Below are 22586 nucleotides of genomic sequence, written 5' to 3'. Positions count from 1 at the left end.
TGCGTCGTCCACTGTAGCCACCGTCGCCAGACGGTGTCGCGTCCTCCACACAATTAAATGTTGCCGCCTTGAGGTGAGCCCGGCAAGCCTTTCGCTTTCCCGCCGACCCGCTTCAATCTGGAAGACCGAGTTGCCCGTCACGAGCGACCAGCCAGCGTGCGATGGCCTTCTGCAACACGCGAAAGTCCTGCGTGACCGCGACGTCGCCGTCATCCAGGTTTTCCAAGTCGGGAGACGATCCGTAAAGTCCCGGAGGCGTCTCTCCGCCGAGAAAGAAGACTGGACCGGCGGAGCCGTGATCGGTTCCGTGCGATGCGTTCTCTTTGACGCGACGACCGAATTCGCTGAACACCATGACCAGCGTGGATTCGGACAGACCTCGCTCCGCGAGAAAGCGGTCCAACGCCGCGAGTCCGTCGGCTAGCTCACGCTGTAGCGCGTTGTGTTGGCCGCGTTGCGCCGTATGGGTGTCGTAGCCGTCATGCACGGCGTGGATCGCTTTGATCTCGGGCAGCGTCGTGACGACGTTGGCCGCTTGTCGCATCCGTTCACCAAACGGCGTTCTCGGAAAGCCGCGGATTCGGGTTGAGGATCGCGTGCTGTTTTCAAGGCTGGTCGCGGCGTCCCGACAGGCCTGCAACACATGACGTTGGATCTCGGATTCGCCAGTCAGATCCGGGTTGCTCCGCATCAACTTGAGCAGCGTTTGGGCCTGGTCCCGCGGCAACTCGGGAACACTGCACGTCCGCGTCAATCGACTCCGCAGCAGTTCGGGGGTGTCGGGCGAATCGATGGCGCAAGCCAGGGGAGTGCGCGTCGTCGGTTGCAACGGATCAAGGGCACGGCCCAGCCATCCGTCAAAGCTGGGCAACGTCGCATCAAGTTTTCCTTCGGACCAAACCGCCGTGCTGAGGAAGTGTGAATGACTGTGGTTCGGATCGCCAACGCCCTGTTGGATTCTCATGCGTCCGGCTTCCCAACAACGGGTCAATGACCGCATCGCCGAATTCATTGACAGGCGGTCGTTCAATGTGATGGCTTCTTCCGGCCGGATTCTCAGGTCATCTCGGGAAGACACATACAGCGGGTCGTGGACCGGCACGACGGTGTTCAGTCCGTCGTTTCCGCCCCGCAGGAAGATGGTCACGACTCTGCGTCCGTTGTCGGAGCTGGGCGACGCCGTCGTGCGCCCCGCGAAACGCGTGGAAGCGATCGTCGATCCGACGGTACAGGCAAGACGTTTGTGGAATTCGCGTCGACTGGTCATGGGGTGTTCTCCGGTGATGGTGCCAACGACCTGGATCGCTCGCTCTCACTCAATAAGACCGAAATCTGCAGCGTAATGAGCGGCAAGGCGTTAGCTGTCGGGCAATGCGAAAACCCGCGGCCGGTGCCACGCGGCTCACGCAAAGTGGCTTAGTCCAACTAATCCAGTTGTGCGGAAGCAGAAGCAAGTTGAAGTGCTTCGGGGGTTCGATAGGGATGCGTGGAGAGCTGTCCTTGGCTGAGCGCCTGGGCAAAGGCGGCCCGACGGATCATGGATTGACTTCCCAGCCAAGCTGTTCCGCCTTGCCAACCCGCCACGCCCGGCGGGTGGAACAGACGCTGTCCCATCGACGCCATCCAGCTCGCCGCCAGTTGTGGTTGCACGGCGGGTCGGCCAGCAGTTTCCTCATGCAGCCCGAGTTCTCGAATGCCACCAACCACAATTGAGACGGGGGATCGGAAGCGTTGATTCATCTCTTCGCGGGAATGAAAGCGTTCGCTGAGAACCAGTTTTTCCATCGCTTTATCGATGTGCAGGTCACTCTTGCGAAGAAAACCTGCCAGCTGATCGATTCCGACCTGCGGAACGGGCGTTCCAAGAAAGTGGTCGCACAATCTCCAGGCGATTCGTTCTGCCGTGGCGGGATGGGCGATCAATACATCGGCCAACGTATCGACATTGTGAGCGGCCGTTTTGCCCAAAATGGTTTTGATTCCGCCGTCGTGCTCGGCGGATTCGAAATGCACGCCAGAATCGTCAACTCGCCATCCCGTCAACGCGCGGGCCGCCTCCTGAACATCGTGCTCGTCGTAATGACCTTCTCCGATCGTGAACAGTTCCATCAATTCACGCGCCAGGTTTTCGTTCGGATGCGCCGCGCGATTCGAGTCGCCGTCAAGCCAGATCAACATCGCTCGGTCCCTCAGAACGGCCTTCAGCAGATCGGCGAAGTGCCCACGACCCAAACGGCGAAAGAGCTGGTTTTGCGACCACATTGCATCGCAGTCCCTGACCTTCAAGAAACTTGTGGCGAAATGGTTGTGCCACATCAAAGTCTGTTGTTCAACCAAAGGATTGGAACAATGCCACATCCTCCTGATCCATCCGGCTTCCAGCACGCAAACGTCGTTGCGGTCGATCGCTTGCCGAATCAAACTGGCTTCGATTGCATCCACTTCTGCGGATTCAGGTTTCAGGAATCCTTGAATGGTCGCGGCAAAACCCATTTCGGTCGAGCGCGAGAGTTCCGCCGGGGTGCAAGAGAATCCAAGCCGATGGTAAACGTGCAGGACCTGCGATCGATTCCATGCCGGAGCACCATTCGGTTCGTGAGGTTTCCAATAATCCGTTGTCATCGTTTCCGTCTCCGTGATTGCTGTGACTTCGTGCAGACGGCGTTTGATTTACTTTGTGGACAACTGACCAGCGGCCAGCTGCTGGTCAGGACGCAACGTCAATGTCTTGACGGCGGACACGTCGGGACGTCGCCCTTCGACGTTCTTCGCGACGGCGATCTCGACCCTGACGCCCGGCGGCAGCCCGGTCAGTCGGAAGTACCCGTCGGCATCGGTCTGAGTCTCGTCGAACTCAAAGAAGCCTGGCGTGGAGAGGCCGTTGTTTTGAGCGGCTGATTCGACGGCACCTGCCGACACTGCCGCAACCATCCAACGAGTCTGTGGTCGGCCGTCGGCATTCACGAGGTGTCCGCTGACCGTGGCGGATCTCTCCACCTGCAGGTCGGCGACCGGTGCATTCTCGGTAAACTCAAGTTCGAACACTCCCGCGAACTCACGCTCGGGATCACGAACGAAGACGGACCGTTTCTCACCCGCCTTCATGCCACCAATTTCAAATTCGCCTCCAGGCACGGTGGTTCGCGAGAGTCGACGGATGCCGCGAACATCCAGCTGTTGAAAGAATCCGCCGCCGGCTTTCGTCGCGCGGACCGTCATCACGGGACCGCGGCCGATGGTGATGTCGATCTGGACCTCCCGCGTCGACGCACTCGGTTCGATGCGTTTGAGAAAGTGGAACTCGTCGGGTCGGAAGTATCCGCGATTGCCGCTGAGGAACATGCCTGCTTGTCCCGTCGGGAAACCGAAATCGGAAGATTCGGCGAAATCGTATTGCGTTCGATGGCGGGCTTGAAATGCCAGGACACCCGGACCGGGCGGGACCACGATCGCGTATCGGCCGTGCTTGTCCGTGGCTTGGGTGTTGAAGGTGTCGTAGGGCTGATGCAGCCGATTCAGTGATTCATTGTTTGGCCAACTCAAGTACCCGATGTTGCCCGCGACCGGTTCTCCGGTTCTGCGATCGGTGACAACTCCGGTGATCAGGGCTCCACGATCCAATTTGAAATCGATTGCTCCCAGGGGCCGTGTTGCGGACACGTTGCGTTCAATCTCAGCGTCCAGGTACGGTTGGTCGCCCGGATTCAGGACCGACAGTCGCATCTGGCCTTCCGTCGGCAATCCTTTGATTTCGTACCGTCCGTCCTGATCGGAGGTGGCAACCCCCGGCGTCAGATGGCCTTTCATGCGAGCGGATAGCCTCATGCCTTCCACCGGAGCTCCCGTTTCTGCGTCCGTCAGTCGTCCACGGATTGTCAACGCGGGAGCCGCCAGATGGTGGAAATCGGCGGCGTACACCGATCGCATGGGAGCACCGCTGTCCAGATCCATTTGCGTCGCCCGCGAGAGCTGACCGCGTTTCCATCTCGCGTCGATGTGCTCTCGTGTGACGATGAAAAATGATTCATTGGTGATTCCCGGTCCTTCGACGGTTGCGAACAGCGATCGCTCCCTGCCGAATCCGGTGAACTGGAATTGACCCTCCTCGTCGGTTGTTGCCGCTGGACGACGCTGGTCCTTGATGCCTTGAAGCTTGAGGATCGCCTCGGGACTCAGGTAGATCATGCTCGTTCCTTCATATTGCATCAGGCGCGTCGGTTGATCGCGGCTTGCCTTCAGGAAACCATCCAGATTCTCATCTTTGGCTCGATACAAACTTTCAACGGTGACCTGGGCGCCTCTGACGGGCCGTCCCTGCTGGTCGAGCACTTTTCCCCGTACCGGCATGTCCTCCGCCAGGTGCAATTCAACGGACGTCGTGTCAGTGACCCTGCCCAGAATGTCCCATCCGACACCGCTACCGGGTTGGAAGGCAGCGACTGCCATGCGACGCCACTCGTCGCCGACCTCCGATTCAATGCGTTCGACGTCCAGATTCATTGTGAATCCGCCTTCGTCGTCGCTCCGGGTCTTCGCAAAAGGTTTGTGCCAGAACAGGATGACGGGTGCGTCGGCCGCGGGTTTTCCGTCCGGCAGCAGCACCGTCCCCGAGATCGAATCCGGTACGTTGCTAATCGCAGGTTGCTGGCCCACCGCATGGTTTTCGAGGTGCGTCCCCAAAACCACGAGTGCCAACAAGGCCGCCAGATGCACACCGGCGGGACGGCGCCACGTTGAGGTCGCCACGCTCGCCAGGGCGTGCAAGATGCACCCTCGCCACCGCCTGACGACCGTCGCGACATCGCTTTTGTGACGAACGAGAATTTCGCTCCAGCGACGTGCTGTCCGGCTAGCAATGCAGTGGCGACGGTCGGGTGTCATGGTCAAGGTCCTCATGCTGGTGCGGTGTTGCGGCTTGTGAATTGCCGCCACCTAACTTCTCCCGGTGAATAGCGGTGCGGGGCGCAGAAAAAAAAGCGGAATGTCAGGGTGGACTTGAAGAAAGTTGCGCCTCGGGCGAAGGAAAACGGGGAGACGGTACAATACACGCGCCCCATTCCCCGACGTTGGATTCCACAGCCAGCAAGAGCAGACAGTGTTTTGACGCCACCCTCCACCGCCGATGCGCTGCCCCATGATGATTCCCCGGCGACGCCTCCCAGCGTCATGCGTGAACGGATTTCGCAGTTGCTGTCGGCTGCGCAAGAAGGCGATTCCGCCGCGATTGGAGAGTTGCTGGAATCGTATCGGGGCTACTTGCGTAGCATCGCGCGCAGGAGAATGTCCGGTTCGCTGGTGCCGCGGTTGGATCCGTCCGACCTGGTCCAGCAAACCATGCTGGAAGCCCATCAGGGGATCGAAGGGATTCTGACCAGCGAGCACGACCACTTGAAAATGACGTTGCGTCGTATCCTCACCTGCAACATTGCCAATGCGATTCGCGATCACCTGCTGACGGACAAACGGGCCCAGGGACGCGAGTGCGCCGGCAGTGGTTTGCTGCAAGAGCGATCCGGTGGGCTGACGTCGCCCAGTCTGGCGATGGTGCGAAAAGAGGAAATGCAGCAGTTTGCCAAACTGCTGGACCGGTTGCCAGAAGATCAGGCGACAGCACTTCGAATGCGATACTTCGAATTTGCCTCCGTCGGTGAAATCGGTGAAACGCTGGGGCGTTCGCGGACGGCTGCGGCAGGATTGTTAAAACGCGGACTTGCAGAATTGCGCAAACACGTCGCGGCGGACCCATCATGACCGAAGAATCGACGCATCCTCGTCAGAGGTCGTCCGATTGCTTCGCCGAGGACGACGAGTGGTTGGCCGACTTCCTGGATTGGCTCGATTCGAAGGCCTCGCGGCGGTCGGGTTCCGATAGCGCGCAAGAATTGGTCGAGCATTTTTTAGCGGAGGGCCCTCACTCGGTCTCCGATCGAACGCGAGCGATGCTGTTGGAGTTCGCCGGGGAGAATGCGTCCGCGGGCGAATTGGCCGCCACCGCCGTGTTGGATTGGATCGAAAACGAACGCGACCCGACGTCCGAGAATCTGCCCCGCGATTTTGGGGACTACCGACTGCTGGAGATCATCGGGCGGGGCGGCATGGGAATCGTCTATCGCGCGACCCAAGAGTCTCTGGGACGCCCGGTCTGCATCAAGCTGGCACCGGCCGGGATGGACGAACGATCGGGGCTGATCCGCGAGGCCCGGGTTGCCGGTGAACTGCACCACCCAAACATCGTCAGCGTGTTCGACGCCGGCTGTCACGCCGGTCGGTCTTTCATCGCCATGGAGCTCGTTGACGGGCAACCGTTGTCCGCGATTCTGGCCAACGGGCCGTTGGGGGCGGTCGAAGCGGCCACCATGCTGCGTGTCATTTGCGACGCGATCGGATTCGCCCACCAGCGACAGATTCTGCATCGCGACCTGAAACCCTCCAACGTGATCGTGGACACCGATCACCGACCGCGAGTCACCGATTTCGGACTGGCCAAACGCCTGCGGCCACCGTCCGGAACCGGAACGGACAACGCGAACGAAACCTTGACGGGAATAGCCGGCACGCCCAGCTACATGGCGCCGGAACAAGTTCAGGGTGACCGCTTGAGCGAGCGGACGGACGTCTACGGTCTGGGAACCATCCTGTATGAGATGCTTTCCGGCCGTCCGCCTCTGGTGGGGCACACCCCGTTGGAGACCATGCGGTTGGTCGAGTCGACGCCGCCGGTCGATCTGTGCCGTTTGCAGGTGGGGCTTTCCAAGGATCTTGAGACGATCTGCCACAAGTGTCTGGAGAAACGACCCGGGAATCGGTACGCCAGCATCGCCGAACTTCAAGAAGACCTGACACGGTTCTTGGACGGGCGACCGGTCCAGGCACGGCCGGTCAGCCGAGTCGTCCGTTCCGCACGCTGGGCGAAGCGGAATCGGTCCGTCAGTGTTGCCGTCGGCGTTGTGACGCTGTCACTGCTGGCCACCACGGCGGGGCTGGGATGGATGCTGTCGCAAACCCGATCGGCGTTGCACCGAACGACGATCGCCGAGACGAGTCAGCGGACGTTGGCGGGCGAACTTCGTCAGGCCGTTAACGCATCCAACGAGGCCTTGTACCGTTCGCTCATCGTCCAGGCCGGTCAAGCCTTGGCGTCCAACGAGGTTGCGTCCGCGCGTCGTTCTTTGTCAGAGATCGAATCGGGTCCGTCACTGCAGCCCCTCGCTCGGATGGAGTACGACATCCTGCATCGGCAGGCTTGGCCAGCTGAGACAACCATTGTCTGCGACTCGCAACCAGTGGCCTTCCGCTGGAATCACTCCGGCGACACGCTGGTAACGATGGACGAAACAGGATTGTTGGAGACATGGACGTCGGACGGGGCAAGACGAAGTTCGGCGGTCGTCCCTGGTTTTGTGAAAGCACCCACGCCGCATTTGATCCTGCATCCAACGCGGGATCAGGCGGTCATCATTGCAGGCAATGAACTCTATCGCTTCAATGATTTCGGCAAGCTGGAACCACGCCCGGCGTCTGGATTCACTGAGCGGTGCACTCAAGTGGTCTGGCATCCCAATCAGGAGTTTCTGGTGGGGCTTTCCGCTGAGGGATCGCTGGTTCTCCATGAACTTGCCACCGGAGTGTCGAAAGACCTGCGCCTCGTCGCTAACACCCCCCGTCAATTATCGATTTCGCCCGATGGGCAATTTCTCGCGTTGTTGATCGACAATCAAGTTCGTGTCTGGAAATGGGAGCGAATACGCAATTTCACTGTTCAAGGCTTTGCCGCGCCCAAAGCGGACGCCGTCATGACGATGCAGGCATGGCCCACGGACGTTGTGTGGTTGCCAACGGCCACCTCGTTGGCGGTGTTGTCGGAGAACGGAAGAGTTGAGACGTATCAGGTGGTCAAATCAAAAAACGATGCGATTCGATTCCGTTTGTCCTGGGTTGTTCAATGCGACGTGCTCGCTCCCTCCGGTCTTCAAGTGGCCGACGGACAGATCTGCGTCGTCGGACAGGATGAGCTGGTGGAGATTGACACGCAGGATCATGGGGTGCGCCAGCGCCAGCCCCTGCCTGTCTGGGACGAGGTGCGCATGAATTCCGGTGGATCAACCATTGCGCTCTCCGAATCCGACTCGCGCGAGATATCCCTGTGGGACCTGTCAAAGCTGGGCCGGCCCCGGTCCCTGGCAACCACCGCGATTCCGGTTCGCAAAGTTGCGTTCGGTAACCGCGGTCAGTTGCTGGCGTGGCGAGACGTCGATGGGAAAACTGTCGCCAGCAGAAGTACGTGGCGCCCAGCGAGCGTCGAACTCGTGGAGACTGCTCAGCCAGCCACCGGTCTGGACGCGAATCCGGTCGTCGATCAATTGGCCGTCAGTCGCGGGAACAGTGTCGTGGTCTACGGGATGCCTCGGTTGACCGAATGCTTTCGCGTGTCGCGCCACGAATCACCGGTTGTGTCGGTCAGTTACTCCGGCGATGGACGTTATCTCGCAACAGGAGACTTTGATGGGCGCGTCGTGCTTTCCGAAGGAATGAGTGGGGCAGAAGTCACGCGGCTGGAGGGAATGAAGGGAGATATCCGCGACGTCGTGTTTTCATCCGACAACCAAAGCCTGCTGGTGGCGGATGCCGACGGTCAAATCCAGATCTGTGATCTGCGGAGCGGTGCCGCGAAAATGCTCCAGCCGATCAATACGGCAAGCATCAATGCGCTGGCATTCTTACCCGCCGGCGACATGGTTGTTGGCGACTCCGCCGGTGATCTCCATCTCCGGAATCGAAAGGGGACGGCCTCCCAAGCATGGAAGTCTGCCCATCGGGGACCCATCTGGTCGTTGGTAACGGTTCGTGATCGAGTCGTCTCGGCAGGCCAGGATGGGGCCGTTCGGGTGTGGGATCGCAATGGCAATTTGCTGGCCACGCTTGTCGACCTGCAGGATCCGATCTGGTCCATCGATTACTCCAGCGAGACCGACCAACTCATCGGATCCACAACCGCAGGACGTGTCTTTACGCTTGCCTGGTAGCACGACCTTGCCAAACAAGCGAGCCCATGAGTCGCCTGAGAACCCCCTCCCCTGCGTACCGAATGCAATCCAGGGATAAGCGGCAAGGCGCTAGCCGCCGGTCTGTAGCGCACAACCGTCCGAGAAACGAATCGTATGGATACCGATCTGCTCTCGCAATCAATCCTATCCGGATGGTAAGCGGCAAGGCGCTAGCCGCCGGTCTCTGAAGTTCCAAACCTCGCGCCGCTCAGCGATCCCTGCTTCACGCGGCAAACCTGGATCGTACGACACGCGGATATGCCAGAGTCAATCCGCAGGCGTTGTATCGCGTCAGGTGCAAGAGGCCCCGCCCGATGGGTTTCGCCGATCGATCAACCACGTAGGTGCCGAGGTAGCAATCGCGAAGCGTTTGGCGCTCGGTGTCAGCGCCAAGCCAAAGGAGGTCGAGGGCCAAATTGAACGGACCAAAGATCCACAGCAGCAGCCGGCACGTCATCGTCAGCAGGCTCGGTTGCCCGCCCTTCGCAGAAACGATCTTTAAACGTGTGGCCCAGTATCCAACCGTGCCCACCGATCGCTTCATCGGGACCAGGTACAACCAAATGATCAGTAGAAAGAGCAGCCAAAAGTACCGGCTTGGATCCGTGCGAATCACTCCATACTGGATCAAAGCGACAAACGGCAGCCATGTGAGCACGCCGGCAACCAGCAACATCGGCACGTCGATCAGGACGACGGACAGCCGTTTACCGATTCCCGCGTAAGCCTCGAGATCGTAGAAGTCTGCGTCACCAAGTGAGTTGTCCGCCAATTCCAGTCACCTCGAAGCACATGGCACGGGGCCCGTCGGGAGCGAATGGCCCCCAGTCGCGGATTCAATCCATGACGCATCGGGACATCTTGTAACCGAGCTCATCAAATCCCAGCGAGCGAAAAAATGATCTGGCGGATTCGTTGAATGCCCAGACATCCAGCATGATTGTAGTCAGACGGAGCGATGCCGCAGATCGCAGGCAGTCCTCGATCAGGGACCGACCGTAGCCTTGCCGACGATAAGCCGGCTCCACATCGATTTGCGCAATGTAGCCGTAGCGACGCGGCAGCGTGAAGAGGGTCTCCGGCCGCGTCTCGGTCAGAAAAACCAGGTGCCCAACGATGTGATTCTGGTGCACTGCCACGCGGACCCTCGATTCCGGTTGGGCCATCAGATCCGCCAAATGCGAGCGGGCTGAAGCGGGTTCAAGCTTCCGGTAAACCGTCGGATACTCGCGAACATGTGCGTCGTGTACCCGAAGCATCGCCTGGGAGAGCCAAGGCAAGTCCGATTCGACGGCATCGCGAATCATTCGACTCATGAACAGTGCACGTGTTGTGGGACGAAGCTTTGTGGTGCGGTTGAGTATTGTCAAAGTCTCCCCAGTTGTGATTCGGTTCGCAAGACGGACCGGATCGGTATTGGTAGGTACACGAATAAAAACACTCGCAAACAACCTTCACCCTCCCGCTCGCGGGAGGGTCGGAGGCGAGGAACGAGACTCCGGGGAGGGTAGAAGCGAAAGCAAATGCCAAAAACTCATGGCTCAGCAACAACCCTCCCCGCGTCGTCGCGGGGCTCCTCCGCGACCCTCCCGCTCGCGGGAGGGTGAACCAGAGAACGCATGACGCTCATTGTTAGATGGACCACGATGGAATTGAATCATGTCACTCTAACGCACCTCCGTTATCTCGAAACCTTCCGGCGGCCGCGGCGAGCCCGAAGGCCACGTGAACCGACGGTTCGCCGCCTGGATTTCGATGTCATTGATGCTGGCTTCGCGACGCCGCATCAATCCCTCGGCGTCAAACTCCCAGTTCTCGTTGCCATAAGCTCGATACCAACGGCCGTCGGAGGTTCGATACTCGTACTGAAAGCGAACGGCGATTCGCGTGTCCGAGAAAGCCCACAAGGACTTTGCCAACCGGTAGTCGAGTTCTCGCTCCCACTTCGATTCCAGGAACCGCTCGATGTTGTCACGTCCGCGAATGAATTGGTCCCGATTGCGCCATTCAGAATCGATCGAGTAGGCGCGGGCGACACGACGTGGGTCCTTGGAGTTCCAGGCGTCCTCCGCGGCCCGAACTTTGGCCAACGCGGATTCGTGGTTGAAAGGCGGTGCGAGAGAGAGGGTCGTGGACATTTCGGTGTGCCGTTTTGATCGGTAGAAGAAAGAATGGTTTTTCGGGGGAGCTCTGGCTCAGACGGAGACACCGCTGCGAAGGCTCTCCGCAGCGATGTCCGTTTAGGTGTCAATCTGGAAATCGCTTTCGAGCTGGGATCAAGCAGCTCGCAATCGCCTGCGATCAGGCAGCTTGAGGTTCCAAGCGTTCCGCTTTGGGGAAATCGATTTCCGTGTCGGCGACGTGATTGAAGTAGTTGGTGAAGATGTTCAAAGCCACGTTCGCGACCACTTCGGTGATGTCCGCGTCGGTGAACCCGTGCTGACGCAACTCTTGCAATTCTTCGTCGGAGACATTGCCGCGTCGTTTGACCAGGGTGCTCGCAAACCGAACCAGCGCATCGCTTTTCGGGTCGACCGCTGAACTCCGGCGGGCGTCGCGAATCTGATCGGTGCTCAGGCCGGCCATCTTGCCGAGCGCCGAGTGTGCCGCCAGGCAGTAGTCGCATTGGTTCGCTTCGCCGACAGCCAAAGCGATCTGCTCGCGCTGCTGATTGGAAAGCGATCCGCCGGCGAGGTTGCCACTGAATTGCAGGTAGGCGGAAAGGGCCGCGGGCGAATTGCCAATCGCCCGCATCATGTTGGGGACCATCCCCAGCTTGCCTTTAACGGCGGCAAACAGTTCGGCGGCGGGGCCGGTGGCGTTTTCGGGGGCGATTTGATTGATTCGCGACATGACGTGGATCTCCAATCGGTTGGGACTTGGAACAGAAATTGGGAAACTTCGACATCACTTGCTGCCGGAGCGTTCGCTGTGCATAACCACGTCGCGTGCCAATTCGGGCGAATGTCCGTAAGTCATTTCTTGTGAACACCTTGCGTGTTTTTCGGGGCTGCTTGCGGTACGACGACATATCGTGGAAAATCGAAATGTCGTTGTGGTGTGACGAGATAACGTTGACAGTGAGCCGGTCGGATGAGCCTGCAGAAACACGCGGTTTTCGGTGACCCGCAGGAAGTCCTGCTGGCGATCTCAGGGAAGCACCATCTGCCGGAGTTGCTGCCGCTGGCTGTTCGGCGGCTGGCTCCCAGCGATCGGATCGCGTTGGCCCGGATCTGGCTGGTGCGTCCGCCCGAAGACGGTGACTGCGGCAATTGCCGGATGGCTGAGGAGTGCCACCGCCGCGAGCAATGTCTGCACCTTGTCGCCAGTTACGGCCATTCTCTCGGCGAACCCGATCAGCATTGGGAACAGACCGAGGGCGAGTTTCGTCGCATGCCCATCGGCGTTCGAAAGATCGGATTCATCGCCTCCTCCGGCCGATCCGTTCAAATTGACGACGTCACCACGGACTCCCAGTGGATCGCCCGGCCCGATTGGGTCCGCGATCAGCAGATCAAGTCTTTTCTGGGACTGCCCCTTCGGTACCGCGACGAGACCTTGGGTGTCATGGCCATGTTCTCGCGTGACCCCATGGGAATCTCTTGCTGCGACTGGCTGCACATGATCGCCGACCATTTGGCGGCGGCCATCGCCAACGCCCGCTCGCTCGATGAGATCGAAACGCTCAAGCGGCGGTTAGAACAAGAGAACGAGTACTTGCGCGAGGAAGTGGAGGTTAGCGCGTTCGGCGAACTGGTTGGCAACAGTCCCGCACTTCAAATGATCAGCCAGCAGATCGACCTGGTCGCACCGACCGAATCTTCGGTCTTGATCCTCGGTGAAAGCGGCACCGGGAAAGAGCTTGTTGCGCGTGAGCTGCATCGCCGCAGCAATCGATCCGATCGTCCGTTGATCAAAGTCAATTGCGCGGCGGTTCCTCGTGAGCTCTACGAGAGCGAGTTCTTTGGCCATTCCAAAGGCTCGTTCACCGGAGCTTTGCGGGATCGTGCCGGGCGATTTGAACTCGCTGACGGAGGAACCCTGTTCCTGGACGAGATTGGAGAGATTCCGCTTGATCTACAGGCGAAGCTGCTCCGCGTTCTGCAGGAGGGCGAACTCGAAAGGATCGGCGAAGAGCGGACCCGGCGGGTGAACGTCAGAATCATTGCGGCCACCAATCGGAACCTGCGTGAAGAAGCGTTCCAAGGGCGTTTCCGGCAAGATCTGTTTTATCGGCTAAGCGTTTTTCCGATCGAGCTGGCGCCACTCCGCCAGCGCACGCAGGATATCCCGTTGTTGGCGGAACACTTTCTCGATCGCTTTGCCCGTCAATTGGGCCGAAAGCCGCTGAAGCTGACCCTGGCGAACGTCCAGCAGTTGCAGCGGTATTCCTGGCCGGGCAATGTCCGTGAGTTGCAGCATGTTCTGGAACGTGCCGTGATCGTCGCAGCCGATGGAAAGCTGCGATTCGACTTGCCGATGGACACATCCACGCAACCTTCTCGCAAGTCGAAGCAGCAGGCCATCGAGTCGCCAGACCAGGTGTTGACCGATCTTGAGGTGCGCAAGTTTGAGGTCGAGAATATTCGCCGCGCGCTAGCGGCTTGCAACGGAAAGGTGTACGGCAACGGTGGCGCAGCGGAGCTACTCGGACTCAAGCCGACCACGTTGATGTCACGGATGCGAGCCTTCGGCATTCGGAGCTGATGTGTTGGAGCTTGTCTCGGAGGCCATGTGAACCATTCGCGAACTGCCCCAGCAGACCGCACCAAACAATCGTCAATGCGGGAGTCGCCAGTTTTGCGATCGACACCCGTTCGGTCTTCATCCGTCAAAACCTGGCAAAGAGCGATTCTTACACCCACGTTGCGAGGTCGGTTAAACTGACCGGGACCCTTCATTTTTGGGGAATCAAAGCGGAAGAATGGTCACGATCGAAATCTGATCTGCAGGCTCTTGCTCTGACATTCCTCGATCAATCAGGAAACCTCTGCCATGCGTTACCTTTGTCCATCGTTCGTTGCTCTGCTTTTGTTGGCGAGCGCGGCGCACGGCGCCGACGCATTGCCGTCGTGGACCGATTCTGCGGCGAAGCAAGCAATCGTCTCCTTCGTCGAGAAAGTCACGGAACAGGATTCGCCTGATTTCGTGCCGGCCAATGAACGCATCGCCGTTTTCGACAATGACGGGACGCTGTGGCCGGAGAATCCCGTCCCGTTCCAGCTGGCGTATGCCCTCGACACGCTGAAGAAAGCGACTGAGGAGCGTCCCGAGTTGAAACAGGACCCGATGGTGAAAGCTGCCCTGGCCGGCGACTTTGCAAAACTGCTCGCCGGGAAGCATCACGACGGGTTGTTGCAGATTGTCGCGAAAACGCACTCCGGAATGACCACCGAAGCATTCGAAAAAGAGGTCGAAGAGTGGCTCGCCGCGGCCCACCATCCCCGCTTTGACCGGCGCTACGACCAGCTTACCTATCGGCCGATGCAGGAAGTGCTAGCGTACCTGCGGGCTAACGGATTCAAGACCTTCATCGTTTCCGGTGGCGGTGCCGACTTCATGCGAGTTTGGAGCGAACGTGTCTACGGCATTCCGCCCGAACAGGTCGTCGGGTCTTCGTCACGCACCCGGTACGAACTGCGTTCGGATGGGCCCGTGCTTATCAAAACCATGGATTATCTCTTCGTCGACGACAAGGAGGGGAAGCCCGTCGGCATTCATCACAACATCGGCCGTCGCCCGATCGCTTGCTTCGGCAATAGCGACGGTGACAAGGCGATGATGGAATACACGACGATCGACAACCCGCACGCCAGTTTCGGAATGATCATTCACCACACCGATGCTGAGCGCGAGTACGCCTACGACAAAGCTCCCAAGAGCAGCGGCAAGCTTGTCGAAGCACTCGAGGATGCGGAGCAACGCGGCTGGACGGTCGTCGATATGAAACGCGACTGGAATCAGGTCTTTAACGACCTGTCGGTGACAGCCATCGATGTGCTGCTCGACCCAGACGACGTCATGCAAACGCAAAGCAAGCAGGTCAATGCCAGGCTGCGGGCCGCCTACCCGGCCGGATTTCCTCTGGACGCGAAACATCGCCCCCACATCACGCTTGTTCAACGCTTCGTCCGTACGGCGGAACTGGCGAATGTCTATCGGGCGGTAGAGAAGGTGTTCGAAGACACCGATCTATCCGGAATGAAGCTTGAGGCGTTCAAACATTACTACATCCCCGACGGCGATACCGGTCTGGCGGGGATCGTCGTCCGACCGACGCCCGAGTTATCCAGGCTTCAGCAAGCCGTCATCGAAGCCGTCGATCCGTTCACGGTTGAGTCCGGTTCGTCGAGCTCTTTTGCCACGACGCCCGATGATCTGATCATCAATCCCGCGCTCATCGAGTACGTCCAGGCATTTGTGCCCCAGTCCTCGGGCGAAAAATTCAATCCGCATGTGACCACGGGCGTTGCCGGCAAGTCCTATCTGGACAAGATGCTGGACGAGCCGTTTGAGTCGTTTCAGTTTTCGCCGGCGGGAATGGCGGTGTATCAGTTGGGCCAATACGGCACGGCGGCGAAGAAGCTCGCGGAATGGAAAATCGAGCCTTGACGACACCCTCGGCGGCCGTCCGCCGCTGCAACATCAACCAAAACGCCGTCATTGCAGTGCCATGATTGGCAAGGCGCTCGCCGCCACCGGATCCGAAAAAGCCCGCGGCTCACGCCATGCGGCTCATTCTAAGTCGCGCAGTCCAGCTTCTCGTTGACTCGCGATTTTGCCGGAAAGAAAGTGACGAAGGATCGTGTTTTCCTCGCTCCGAACCCTGCCGGACCGCTTTGCGTGATCGTGCTGGCTATAATCGGGGCATGCCTGCCCCGCCCCTGGTTCACGCCCGCCTCATTCTGCGCACCGCCGTCGTAGCGGTCTGTGCGCTGGTGGCTTCATTGCCGGCGCCGTCATCGGCCGATGAACCGGCTTTTGGTGCCGATTGGCAGCGGAACGCCTTCGCGACGTCCATCTTCGAGATCAACGGAACCGAAGCTCGCAACAACCCGCTTCGCAGGAAGCTGAATCAGCCTTTCGTCGACGACGAGTTGTTCATCCGGTACCGCATTCGCTATGCGGCCGAGTCGGTGGACACGCCCGCCGAAGACGAGGGCGAATTCGTCGTGATGTGGTTGGATCAGGTTGAAGGCAACGAGGCGGCGACTCACAGCGGCGGCGTTCCAAACATTGGCATCCATGTTTCCGGTCTGCAGAACCGATTCATGGTGCGATACGCGTCGACCAAGGAGTCCTTCGCCGCTGAGCTTCGTGGCGGACGTGATTTTCTTGTCGTTGCGAGGCTGTGGAAATCCGATCCGGGACGCGACAGGCCTTTCGATCAGCTGAATCTGTGGATCGATCCCGATCCCGACGCGGAATTCCAACCCCATGCGTCCGTCGAAAGCCGTCAGTCCGTTTCACAGGTCAAGTGGATCGGATTCTCGACCGGGAGAAAGACGGAGGTCGAGGATCGCATCGACGTGTGGGACATCGAACTGTCGAAAACCTGGCGAGGCATCCTGGAGCTTCCGGAGCAACCACCAGTCAGCGAGGTGCCCGTTCCGATCGCGAAACGTACCATCGACTTTGACCAGCATGTGTTTCCGATCTTGGACGGCAAGTGCTTTTCGTGCCATTCGGGCGACGACGCGGAGATCCGGCTGGACGTTCATGATGAAGTGTTGAATCTGGTCGCGTTGCGGAACGCAGACGATAGCCACCTGTTTCACCTGGTGTCCGAACGCGAAATGCCTCCGCAGGATGAACCGCCGCTGACGGAAGCAGAAATCAAGACACTGAAGACATGGATCGACGAAGGCCTTGCCTGGGACGCGGACCGGTTGCCTCCACCTCGCCCACAAACGGAACACTGGTCATTTCAGCCGATCGTCCGTCCAAAGATTCCTCGGGTGAAGCATGCCGAGCGGGTGCGGAATTCGGTCGATGCGTTCATCGTGCGAAAGCAGGAAGCATTGGGGATTCAGCCGGTCCCGCCCGCCGATCCCGAGACGCTGGCACGGCGCATGTCGCTGGATCTGTTGGGACTGCCGCCGACCGGCAGCGACACCACCGTCGATGAACTGCTCAGCAATCCCGCCTACGGTGAACGTTGGGGCCGGCATTGGCTGGATGTGGCTCGCTGGGCCGAAAGCAACGGCCATCAACACAACCGCTTTCGGCCGTATTCATGGCGCTATCGCGATTGGGTCGTTGACGCCTTCAACAGCGATCTTCCCTTTGATCAGTTTCTTGCCGCTCAGGTCGCGGGCGATGAGCTTGCTGCCGACGATCAATCCGAACGCAGTCATCTGATCGCGACTGGCTTTTTGGCCGCCGCTCGTTACTCCGGCAACGAACTGGATAAACGGATTCAACGCAACGACATTCTGGTGGACGTCGTCAACACGACGACCAGCGCGTTTTTGGGATTGACCTTCGAATGCGCACAATGCCACACGCACAAATTCGATCCGATCTCCATGCGAGATTACTATCGGATGCAAGCGTTCTTCGCAAACGGTCAGCCGGGCAATCTCTGCATCGACGATGATACTCGAGCGGCGGGACTGGTCCGCGAGCGGTGGGAGATCTACGACCGCACGTTGAACCGCTTGGTGACCGTTCGCCAGCGGAAAGGCGTCCCGAATCCGGAACTCGTCCTTCCGAAAACCGTGGTTTCAAGGATTTCCGGTGAAGACAAAACACGGTTTCAGGAGCTCGAAAACCAAATCGGTCAACTCGCGCAGACCTGGGGGTTCTATTCGGCCGGCAAGCAATCGCCAACGATTGCTCCCCACGAAATGCGCTGGCCACTCCCACGTGATGCTGCGGCATTGGGCGAGGTGAAGACGCATCTGTTGCTGCGCGGCGACATCAACGCCCCAGGTCCGGAAGTTGATCCTGGCTGGCCGCTCGTATTCGGCCCCACTCCCGAATTGGGCGACCGGCCGAGAAAGGCATTGGCAAATTGGCTGACGGGACCGGACAACCCGCTGACGGCGCGCGTGTGGGTCAATCGGATTTGGCATTGGCACTTCGGTAAAGGCCTTGTCGAAACGGTCAGCGACTTTGGGAAGCAGGGGACGCCTCCGTCGCACCCGGAGCTGCTTGATTTTCTGGCATCCGAATTGATCGATCACCAATGGAGCACGAACCACATCCATCGCCTGATCTTGGATTCGGCGACGTATCGAGCGTCCAGTCAGTTTGAAGCGGCAAACGCGAAGCGAGATCCCGAGAACGCATCGTACTGGCGATGGGTGCCAAGGCGTCTGGAATCGGAAGCGATTCGCGACAGCATGCTGGCGGTTTCCGGCCAACTGGACGTGGCCGTCGGAGGTCCGTCGGTTCCCACGGATGGCGGTTCGCAACGACGAAGTCTGTATCTTCGGCAGCACCGGCAGCGACTTTCCGACCAGCAGCGTTTATTTGACGGCGCCAATGGCATTGTCAGCTGTTCCCGACGAAGGGTTTCCACGACGGGGCTGCAACCGTTGTGGCTGTTGAACTCAACGTTCACGCAGGGCGCAGCGAATGCACTTGCGGAAGCTGCCGGAACAACCTCGAAAGCATTTCAATTATGCCTGGGGCGGGAACCAGCGCCGGATGAGTTGGCTGCGCTGCAAACGCACGCCGAAACCCAGGGGTTGGCGAGTGCCTGCTTGGTGCTTTTGAATACAAGTGAGTTTCTTTACATTCCGTAAGCGGGAAAGTTGTCGGCCACGCATTCACCTAAAAAACGATCCGTCCCCCATGCACTTTCTCAATCGACGACAGTTCACCGCCGCAGGAATCGGGGCCGGGGCGATCGCGCTCCAGTCGCTGCTCGCGGGCGAAACCGCGGCACGCGACGGTGCTTCGGCAGCCCCGCACCATCCGCCGACGGCTCGCAGCGTGATTTTTCTGTTCATGTCGGGTGGGCCCAGTCAGGTTGACACCTTTGACCCCAAGCCTGAGCTCTCGCGACTGGAAGGAAAGGATGTTCCCGATTCGATTGTCGCGCGCGTGCCGCGCATCAAGCGTGCCGGGCTGAAGAACCTGATGGCGTCGCCGTGGGAATTTCATTCTCACGGAGAAAGCGGCTTGGCCGTTTCCACACTGTTTCCGGAAGTCGCAAAGCACGTCGACGATCTGTGCGTCGTTCGCTCGATGACGCATCGCAACCCCGTCCATGGCCCCGGCGAGTGCGTTGCCTTGACCGGCACCGGAACCGGCGACCGTCCCAGTCTGGGCGCGTGGTGTCTGTACGGATTGGGCAGCATGCATGAACAGCTTCCGGCGTTCCTGACGATGAATCTTCACACCGACGGCATGCAGCATCCCCAGGCGGCCGGTTGGGGAACCGGGTTCCTGCCGTCGCGTTTTCAGGGCACCGTGGTCGACCCGGCAAAAGGCATCAGCCACGTGACGATGCCCGAGGGCACAACAAGCACGCGGCGAAAAAGCGAATTGGACCTGATCCGGCAGTTCGATCAACGATTCGTTGAGCGAATTGGCGGCAACGGGGAGCTGGAGGCTCGTATCCGCAGCTACCAAATGGCGTTCGAGATGCAGACGGCGGCGCCGGAATTATTCGACATCGCCTCCGAAACCGCGGACGTGCAAAAGCAATACGGAATGGACGACGCCGCCACGAAATTGGTCGGGCGAGGCTGCCTGATGGCCCGGCGGATGGTCCAGCGTGGCGTTCGATTCGTGCAGTTGCGAATCGGAGGCTGGGATGCCCACGGCAACATCAAGGGAAACCATGAGAAGATGGCGGCTCGAACCGATCGCCCGATCGCTGCGCTTCTGAACGATCTGAAGCAGCACCACCTGCTGGATTCCACGCTCGTGGTTTGGGGCGGTGAATTCGGTCGCACTCCAACCATGGAAGGGCTTGGCAAAGGCCGAGATCATTCCCCGGCCGCGTACACAATGTGGCTGGCCGGCGGCGGGGTGCGGGGCGGTCAAACGATCGGCGAAACGGACGAACTCGGGTACACGGTGACCGAGCGTCCCGTCAGCCCTCAGGATCTGCACGCCACCATTCTTCACGCACTCGGCATCGACTCCACCCGTCTGGTCTACGATCACCACGGTCTGCAGGAAACGCCGTTGGGCGTCAGCGACGGCGCTCCGGTCATGGAAGTGTTCGGGTAGGATCACCTGTTCGAAGAAGTCTGGCGACACGAGTTACCCCGACTCTCCGAGGAGCGATCATCCATCCACTTGAAGTGGCTTTCCTGCCGGATTCATTCGCTGTTGGACCGATGACTTTGGATGTCCCAGAGACAGAAGCCATGTTGCTGGACGAATTGGTGACCGTCGCCGTTCTCCACCGGTTTCAGCGTCCCAGCGATCGTCACCAGGTACCGGTTGTCGGGAGAAAACCCGCAGACCTGGAAGACCGGTGCGCGGCCTTCGGTGGTGGGACGGAGATCGACCGCCGCGATCTTCTCACCGGATCCGACCGCGTAGATTTCCGCGGTCTCCAAGGGATGGTAGTAGAGGATTTTGGTCAAAGCGAAGGTCGATTTCGGATCGACAGACGCGTCCCAAACGGAAACGGCTAATAACGTGCTGTCAGGAGAAAAGTGTCCCTGCACGAGATCGTAGTAAGCGACGCCGCGAAGAATCTCAGATTCTCTGGTCAAGAAATCAACTTTCGATGTCAACGCGTCACCGATGAAAGGGCCTTGTGTTCCCATCGAAAAGAAATGTATTGCGTCACGGGCAGTCGCAAGCACTTGGCCACGGACGGTCACCGGGTTGGCCGCTTGAAGCTCTGCTGACGAATCGATGGGAATCCGAAAGTGGCTAAAAAAGGACCGGAAATCATCGCGACCCCTTGATTCGGTGGAGACTGCAAACGGAAAGGTGCTGTCGCCTGTGTCTTCGATGGGTTTCGACCTGGCGTCCAGGTTCCACGCGGAGAGGACGCGATGCTCGGACGCAGAGAACACAATCGCGTGATGCGTGCGATTGGCCGTTCTCGCGTTCGAATCTCGCACGAAACCGACGACGGCGAAGCGACCGTCACCCAAGTCTCGCACGTCGTGGATGAAGAACCTCGGGTCGGGGCTTTGATTGAGTGGCAGGTGTGCGCGTAGATCCAGCCGACGCGTCATTCGCTGAAAAGTGCCGTCCAAATAGCCCGCGACGGGACAATAGTAGATCGATAAGTCATCCAGGTCGGTGTCCGCAAAGGCATGGATGCCGTACCCGCCACCGATCAGCAGTTTGCCGTCGTTTGAGATCCCGTGTGGCTGAAAAACACCGTCACGATAGCTGCCGTGAAATCGAATTCTGCCTGATCCAGCCTCCAAGATGAGGACTTTTTGCACGCTGCTCGCAACCAGCATTTCATTGTCCGGCGTCATCCCGACAAAGCGGAACTCGTCGGGAGATGGAAGCGGAAGGTACGTTTCTGCGGCCACCCGATCGGCCGCAACCGACACGCAGAAAGCTGCAACCATGCGCCCAAGAGATTGCAGCAAGATTTGTCGATGCATGGTGACTCAGAACCTGGAGCAAATGAATCGGCGTCCACCGGAATCGGGGAGGTCTCCCGACGCCTATCTTGTGGATTGGAGCAACTCTTGCAACTCTTCCGGGCTGAGCGGCATCAGGCCGATTTCGAGATCGGCTCGATGGCTGGAGATCAGCTGCGCCAGATTTACCAACTTTTTTTTCCGGCAAGAATGACTTTCAAGGCCGCGACGCGATCGAGACGCTTGTGCCGCGCTTTGAAAACGACCCCCATGCCACCCCGGGCGATTTCCTCCAGCAGCACATAATCGCCGAAATCCGATTTGCTTAGATCGTCGTCCACTCGCAACGCGACCCGCGATCCTCCATGAGGGTCTGGTCATCCTTCATGACGTCATCGGGCAACGGACGGTCGCCAAGATGCGAGCGGTCACCTCGTCGCCGGACGGAGGATCTTCCATCACCGGTCATGGATAGGCTCCAATGAGCACGCTGGGTATCTGGAATCGAGCAATCACCAGCAAGACAGCGCAGCGCGAAATGGACGATGGGCCATTGGGGAATCAGGCTGCGATCCGAACCTCGTGATTATAGCCGTACGGAACTTGCCTCGCTGACGCATTTCCCCCGAACGCGCGACGTGTTCCTGGAGGCGTCCGTCACTTGGGCCCCGGCGGCAGGTGATTCAGCAGGTACCTTGCGATCAGCATTCTGACATGCACGACCGTCCCGGGACCCTCTCGCAGCCCATGATCTCGGTTGGGGTACACCATGTAATCAAACGATTTGCCGAGTTCGATCAGCCGATCGACCAGCCCTTCGATAATCTGAATGTGCGTGTTGGTTTCTCCGGATCCCGTGATGATCAGCAAGTTGCCTTTCAGGCCTTCGGCAAAATGGATGGGTGCCGATTTCTCATAGCCTTCGGGATTGACCTCTCTTGTTTGCATGTAGATCTCCTGGAACCACGCGTTGTACAGATGGGGCTGTGGTTTCGGGACGACGGCGATGCCCACGTGATAA

Annotated in this window: 15 protein-coding genes; 6 read left to right on the top strand and 9 right to left on the bottom strand. The window is 59.2% G+C overall.

Annotated features, from left to right (window positions below):
• Positions 1–112 precede the first annotated feature (112 nt).
• The 3 genes from FYK55_RS28095 to FYK55_RS28085 form a co-directional block, all read right to left on the bottom strand.
• Positions 113–1267: a DUF1501 domain-containing protein gene (locus FYK55_RS28095; protein ID WP_150079941.1), complete on the bottom strand. Its 1155-nt coding sequence runs from the start codon at positions 1265–1267 to the stop codon at positions 113–115.
• 158 nt (positions 1268–1425) lie between these two features.
• Positions 1426–2622 (bottom strand): DUF1800 domain-containing protein, encoded by a 1197-nt coding sequence (locus FYK55_RS28090; protein WP_150079940.1) that lies wholly within the window; start codon positions 2620–2622, stop codon positions 1426–1428.
• Between the two features lie 48 nt (positions 2623–2670).
• A complete protein-coding gene (locus tag FYK55_RS28085) occupies positions 2671–4764 on the bottom strand; it encodes a carboxypeptidase-like regulatory domain-containing protein (RefSeq protein WP_161604809.1) in 2094 nt (697 codons plus the stop codon).
• Positions 4765–5100: 336 nt separating this feature from the next.
• Here FYK55_RS28085 and FYK55_RS28080 point away from each other — a divergent pair, with 336 nt between their 5' ends.
• Both FYK55_RS28080 and FYK55_RS28075 read left to right on the top strand, forming a co-directional pair.
• Complete coding sequence (locus tag FYK55_RS28080; RefSeq protein WP_150079938.1) at positions 5101–5751, top strand: sigma-70 family RNA polymerase sigma factor; 651 nt, start codon at positions 5101–5103, stop codon at positions 5749–5751.
• Positions 5748–9023, top strand: coding sequence for a serine/threonine-protein kinase (locus FYK55_RS28075; RefSeq protein WP_150079937.1), 3276 nt, complete (start codon positions 5748–5750; stop codon positions 9021–9023). Before FYK55_RS28080 ends, FYK55_RS28075 begins: the two co-directional genes overlap by 4 nt.
• Positions 9024–9267: 244 nt before the next feature.
• Here the strand turns inward: FYK55_RS28075 and FYK55_RS28070 are convergent, their stop codons facing one another.
• From FYK55_RS28070 to FYK55_RS28055, 4 genes are all read right to left on the bottom strand, one after another.
• Positions 9268–9816 carry an RDD family protein gene (locus FYK55_RS28070; RefSeq protein WP_150079936.1) on the bottom strand — a complete coding sequence of 183 codons (549 nt, stop codon included), beginning with the start codon at positions 9814–9816 and terminating at the stop codon, positions 9268–9270.
• Positions 9817–9880: 64 nt separating this feature from the next.
• Positions 9881–10360, bottom strand: a complete 480-nt coding sequence (locus tag FYK55_RS28065; protein WP_150079935.1) for a GNAT family N-acetyltransferase — start codon at positions 10358–10360, stop codon at positions 9881–9883.
• A 351-nt stretch (positions 10361–10711) separates the two neighbouring features.
• Positions 10712–11182: a nuclear transport factor 2 family protein gene (locus tag FYK55_RS28060; RefSeq protein WP_150079934.1), complete on the bottom strand. Its 471-nt coding sequence runs from the start codon at positions 11180–11182 to the stop codon at positions 10712–10714.
• A 163-nt stretch (positions 11183–11345) separates the two neighbouring features.
• On the bottom strand, positions 11346–11897 hold the full coding sequence (locus tag FYK55_RS28055; RefSeq protein ID WP_150079933.1) for a carboxymuconolactone decarboxylase family protein: 552 nt from the start codon (positions 11895–11897) through the stop codon (positions 11346–11348).
• A gap of 240 nt (positions 11898–12137) precedes the next feature.
• On the opposite strand from FYK55_RS28055, the gene FYK55_RS28050 reads away from it, so the two are divergent.
• The 4 genes from FYK55_RS28050 to FYK55_RS28035 all read left to right on the top strand — a co-directional run bounded on the left by FYK55_RS28050 (position 12138) and on the right by FYK55_RS28035 (position 20234).
• Positions 12138–13751: a sigma-54-dependent Fis family transcriptional regulator gene (locus FYK55_RS28050; protein WP_150079932.1), complete on the top strand. Its 1614-nt coding sequence runs from the start codon at positions 12138–12140 to the stop codon at positions 13749–13751.
• 288 nt (positions 13752–14039) lie between these two features.
• Positions 14040–15656, top strand: a complete 1617-nt coding sequence (locus tag FYK55_RS28045; protein ID WP_150079931.1) for a haloacid dehalogenase-like hydrolase — start codon at positions 14040–14042, stop codon at positions 15654–15656.
• A 257-nt stretch (positions 15657–15913) separates the two neighbouring features.
• Positions 15914–18796 carry a PSD1 and planctomycete cytochrome C domain-containing protein gene (locus FYK55_RS28040; RefSeq protein WP_161604808.1) on the top strand — a complete coding sequence of 961 codons (2883 nt, stop codon included), beginning with the start codon at positions 15914–15916 and terminating at the stop codon, positions 18794–18796.
• 49 nt (positions 18797–18845) lie between these two features.
• Positions 18846–20234: a DUF1501 domain-containing protein gene (locus FYK55_RS28035; RefSeq protein ID WP_150079929.1), complete on the top strand. Its 1389-nt coding sequence runs from the start codon at positions 18846–18848 to the stop codon at positions 20232–20234.
• Between the two features lie 92 nt (positions 20235–20326).
• Here FYK55_RS28035 and FYK55_RS28030 read toward each other — a convergent pair whose 3' ends face one another.
• The gene (locus FYK55_RS28030) at positions 20327–21586 is read right to left on the bottom strand and encodes a hypothetical protein (RefSeq protein ID WP_150079928.1); all 1260 of its coding nucleotides are present in this window, start codon (positions 21584–21586) and stop codon (positions 20327–20329) included.
• Positions 21587–22222: 636 nt separating this feature from the next.
• A partial coding sequence (locus tag FYK55_RS28025; protein ID WP_150079927.1) for an alpha/beta hydrolase family protein occupies positions 22223–22586 on the bottom strand: 364 nt, incomplete at its 5' end.

Origin of the sequence: Roseiconus nitratireducens (assembly GCF_008629675.1) — a bacterium.
GTDB lineage: Bacteria > Planctomycetota > Planctomycetia > Pirellulales > Pirellulaceae > Stieleria > Stieleria nitratireducens.
This window is presented reverse-complemented; position numbering and strand designations above follow the sequence as displayed.

Excerpts from the sequence above, each read along its gene's own strand:
- FYK55_RS28050 (WP_150079932.1), top strand. The coding sequence starts at position 12,138 with ATGAGCCTGCAGAAACACGCGGTTTTCGGTGACCCGCAGGAAGTCCTG.
- FYK55_RS28075 (WP_150079937.1), top strand. The coding sequence starts at position 5,748 with ATGACCGAAGAATCGACGCATCCTCGTCAGAGGTCGTCCGATTGCTTC.
- FYK55_RS28055 (WP_150079933.1), bottom strand. The coding sequence starts at position 11,897 with ATGTCGCGAATCAATCAAATCGCCCCCGAAAACGCCACCGGCCCCGCC.
- FYK55_RS28060 (WP_150079934.1), bottom strand. The coding sequence starts at position 11,182 with ATGTCCACGACCCTCTCTCTCGCACCGCCTTTCAACCACGAATCCGCG.
- FYK55_RS28030 (WP_150079928.1), bottom strand. The coding sequence starts at position 21,586 with ATGCATCGACAAATCTTGCTGCAATCTCTTGGGCGCATGGTTGCAGCT.
- FYK55_RS28040 (WP_161604808.1), top strand. The coding sequence starts at position 15,914 with ATGCCTGCCCCGCCCCTGGTTCACGCCCGCCTCATTCTGCGCACCGCC.
- FYK55_RS28065 (WP_150079935.1), bottom strand. The coding sequence starts at position 10,360 with ATGAGTCGAATGATTCGCGATGCCGTCGAATCGGACTTGCCTTGGCTC.
- FYK55_RS28035 (WP_150079929.1), top strand. The coding sequence starts at position 18,846 with ATGCACTTTCTCAATCGACGACAGTTCACCGCCGCAGGAATCGGGGCC.
- FYK55_RS28090 (WP_150079940.1), bottom strand. The coding sequence starts at position 2,622 with ATGACAACGGATTATTGGAAACCTCACGAACCGAATGGTGCTCCGGCA.
- FYK55_RS28045 (WP_150079931.1), top strand. The coding sequence starts at position 14,040 with ATGCGTTACCTTTGTCCATCGTTCGTTGCTCTGCTTTTGTTGGCGAGC.
- FYK55_RS28095 (WP_150079941.1), bottom strand. The coding sequence starts at position 1,267 with ATGACCAGTCGACGCGAATTCCACAAACGTCTTGCCTGTACCGTCGGA.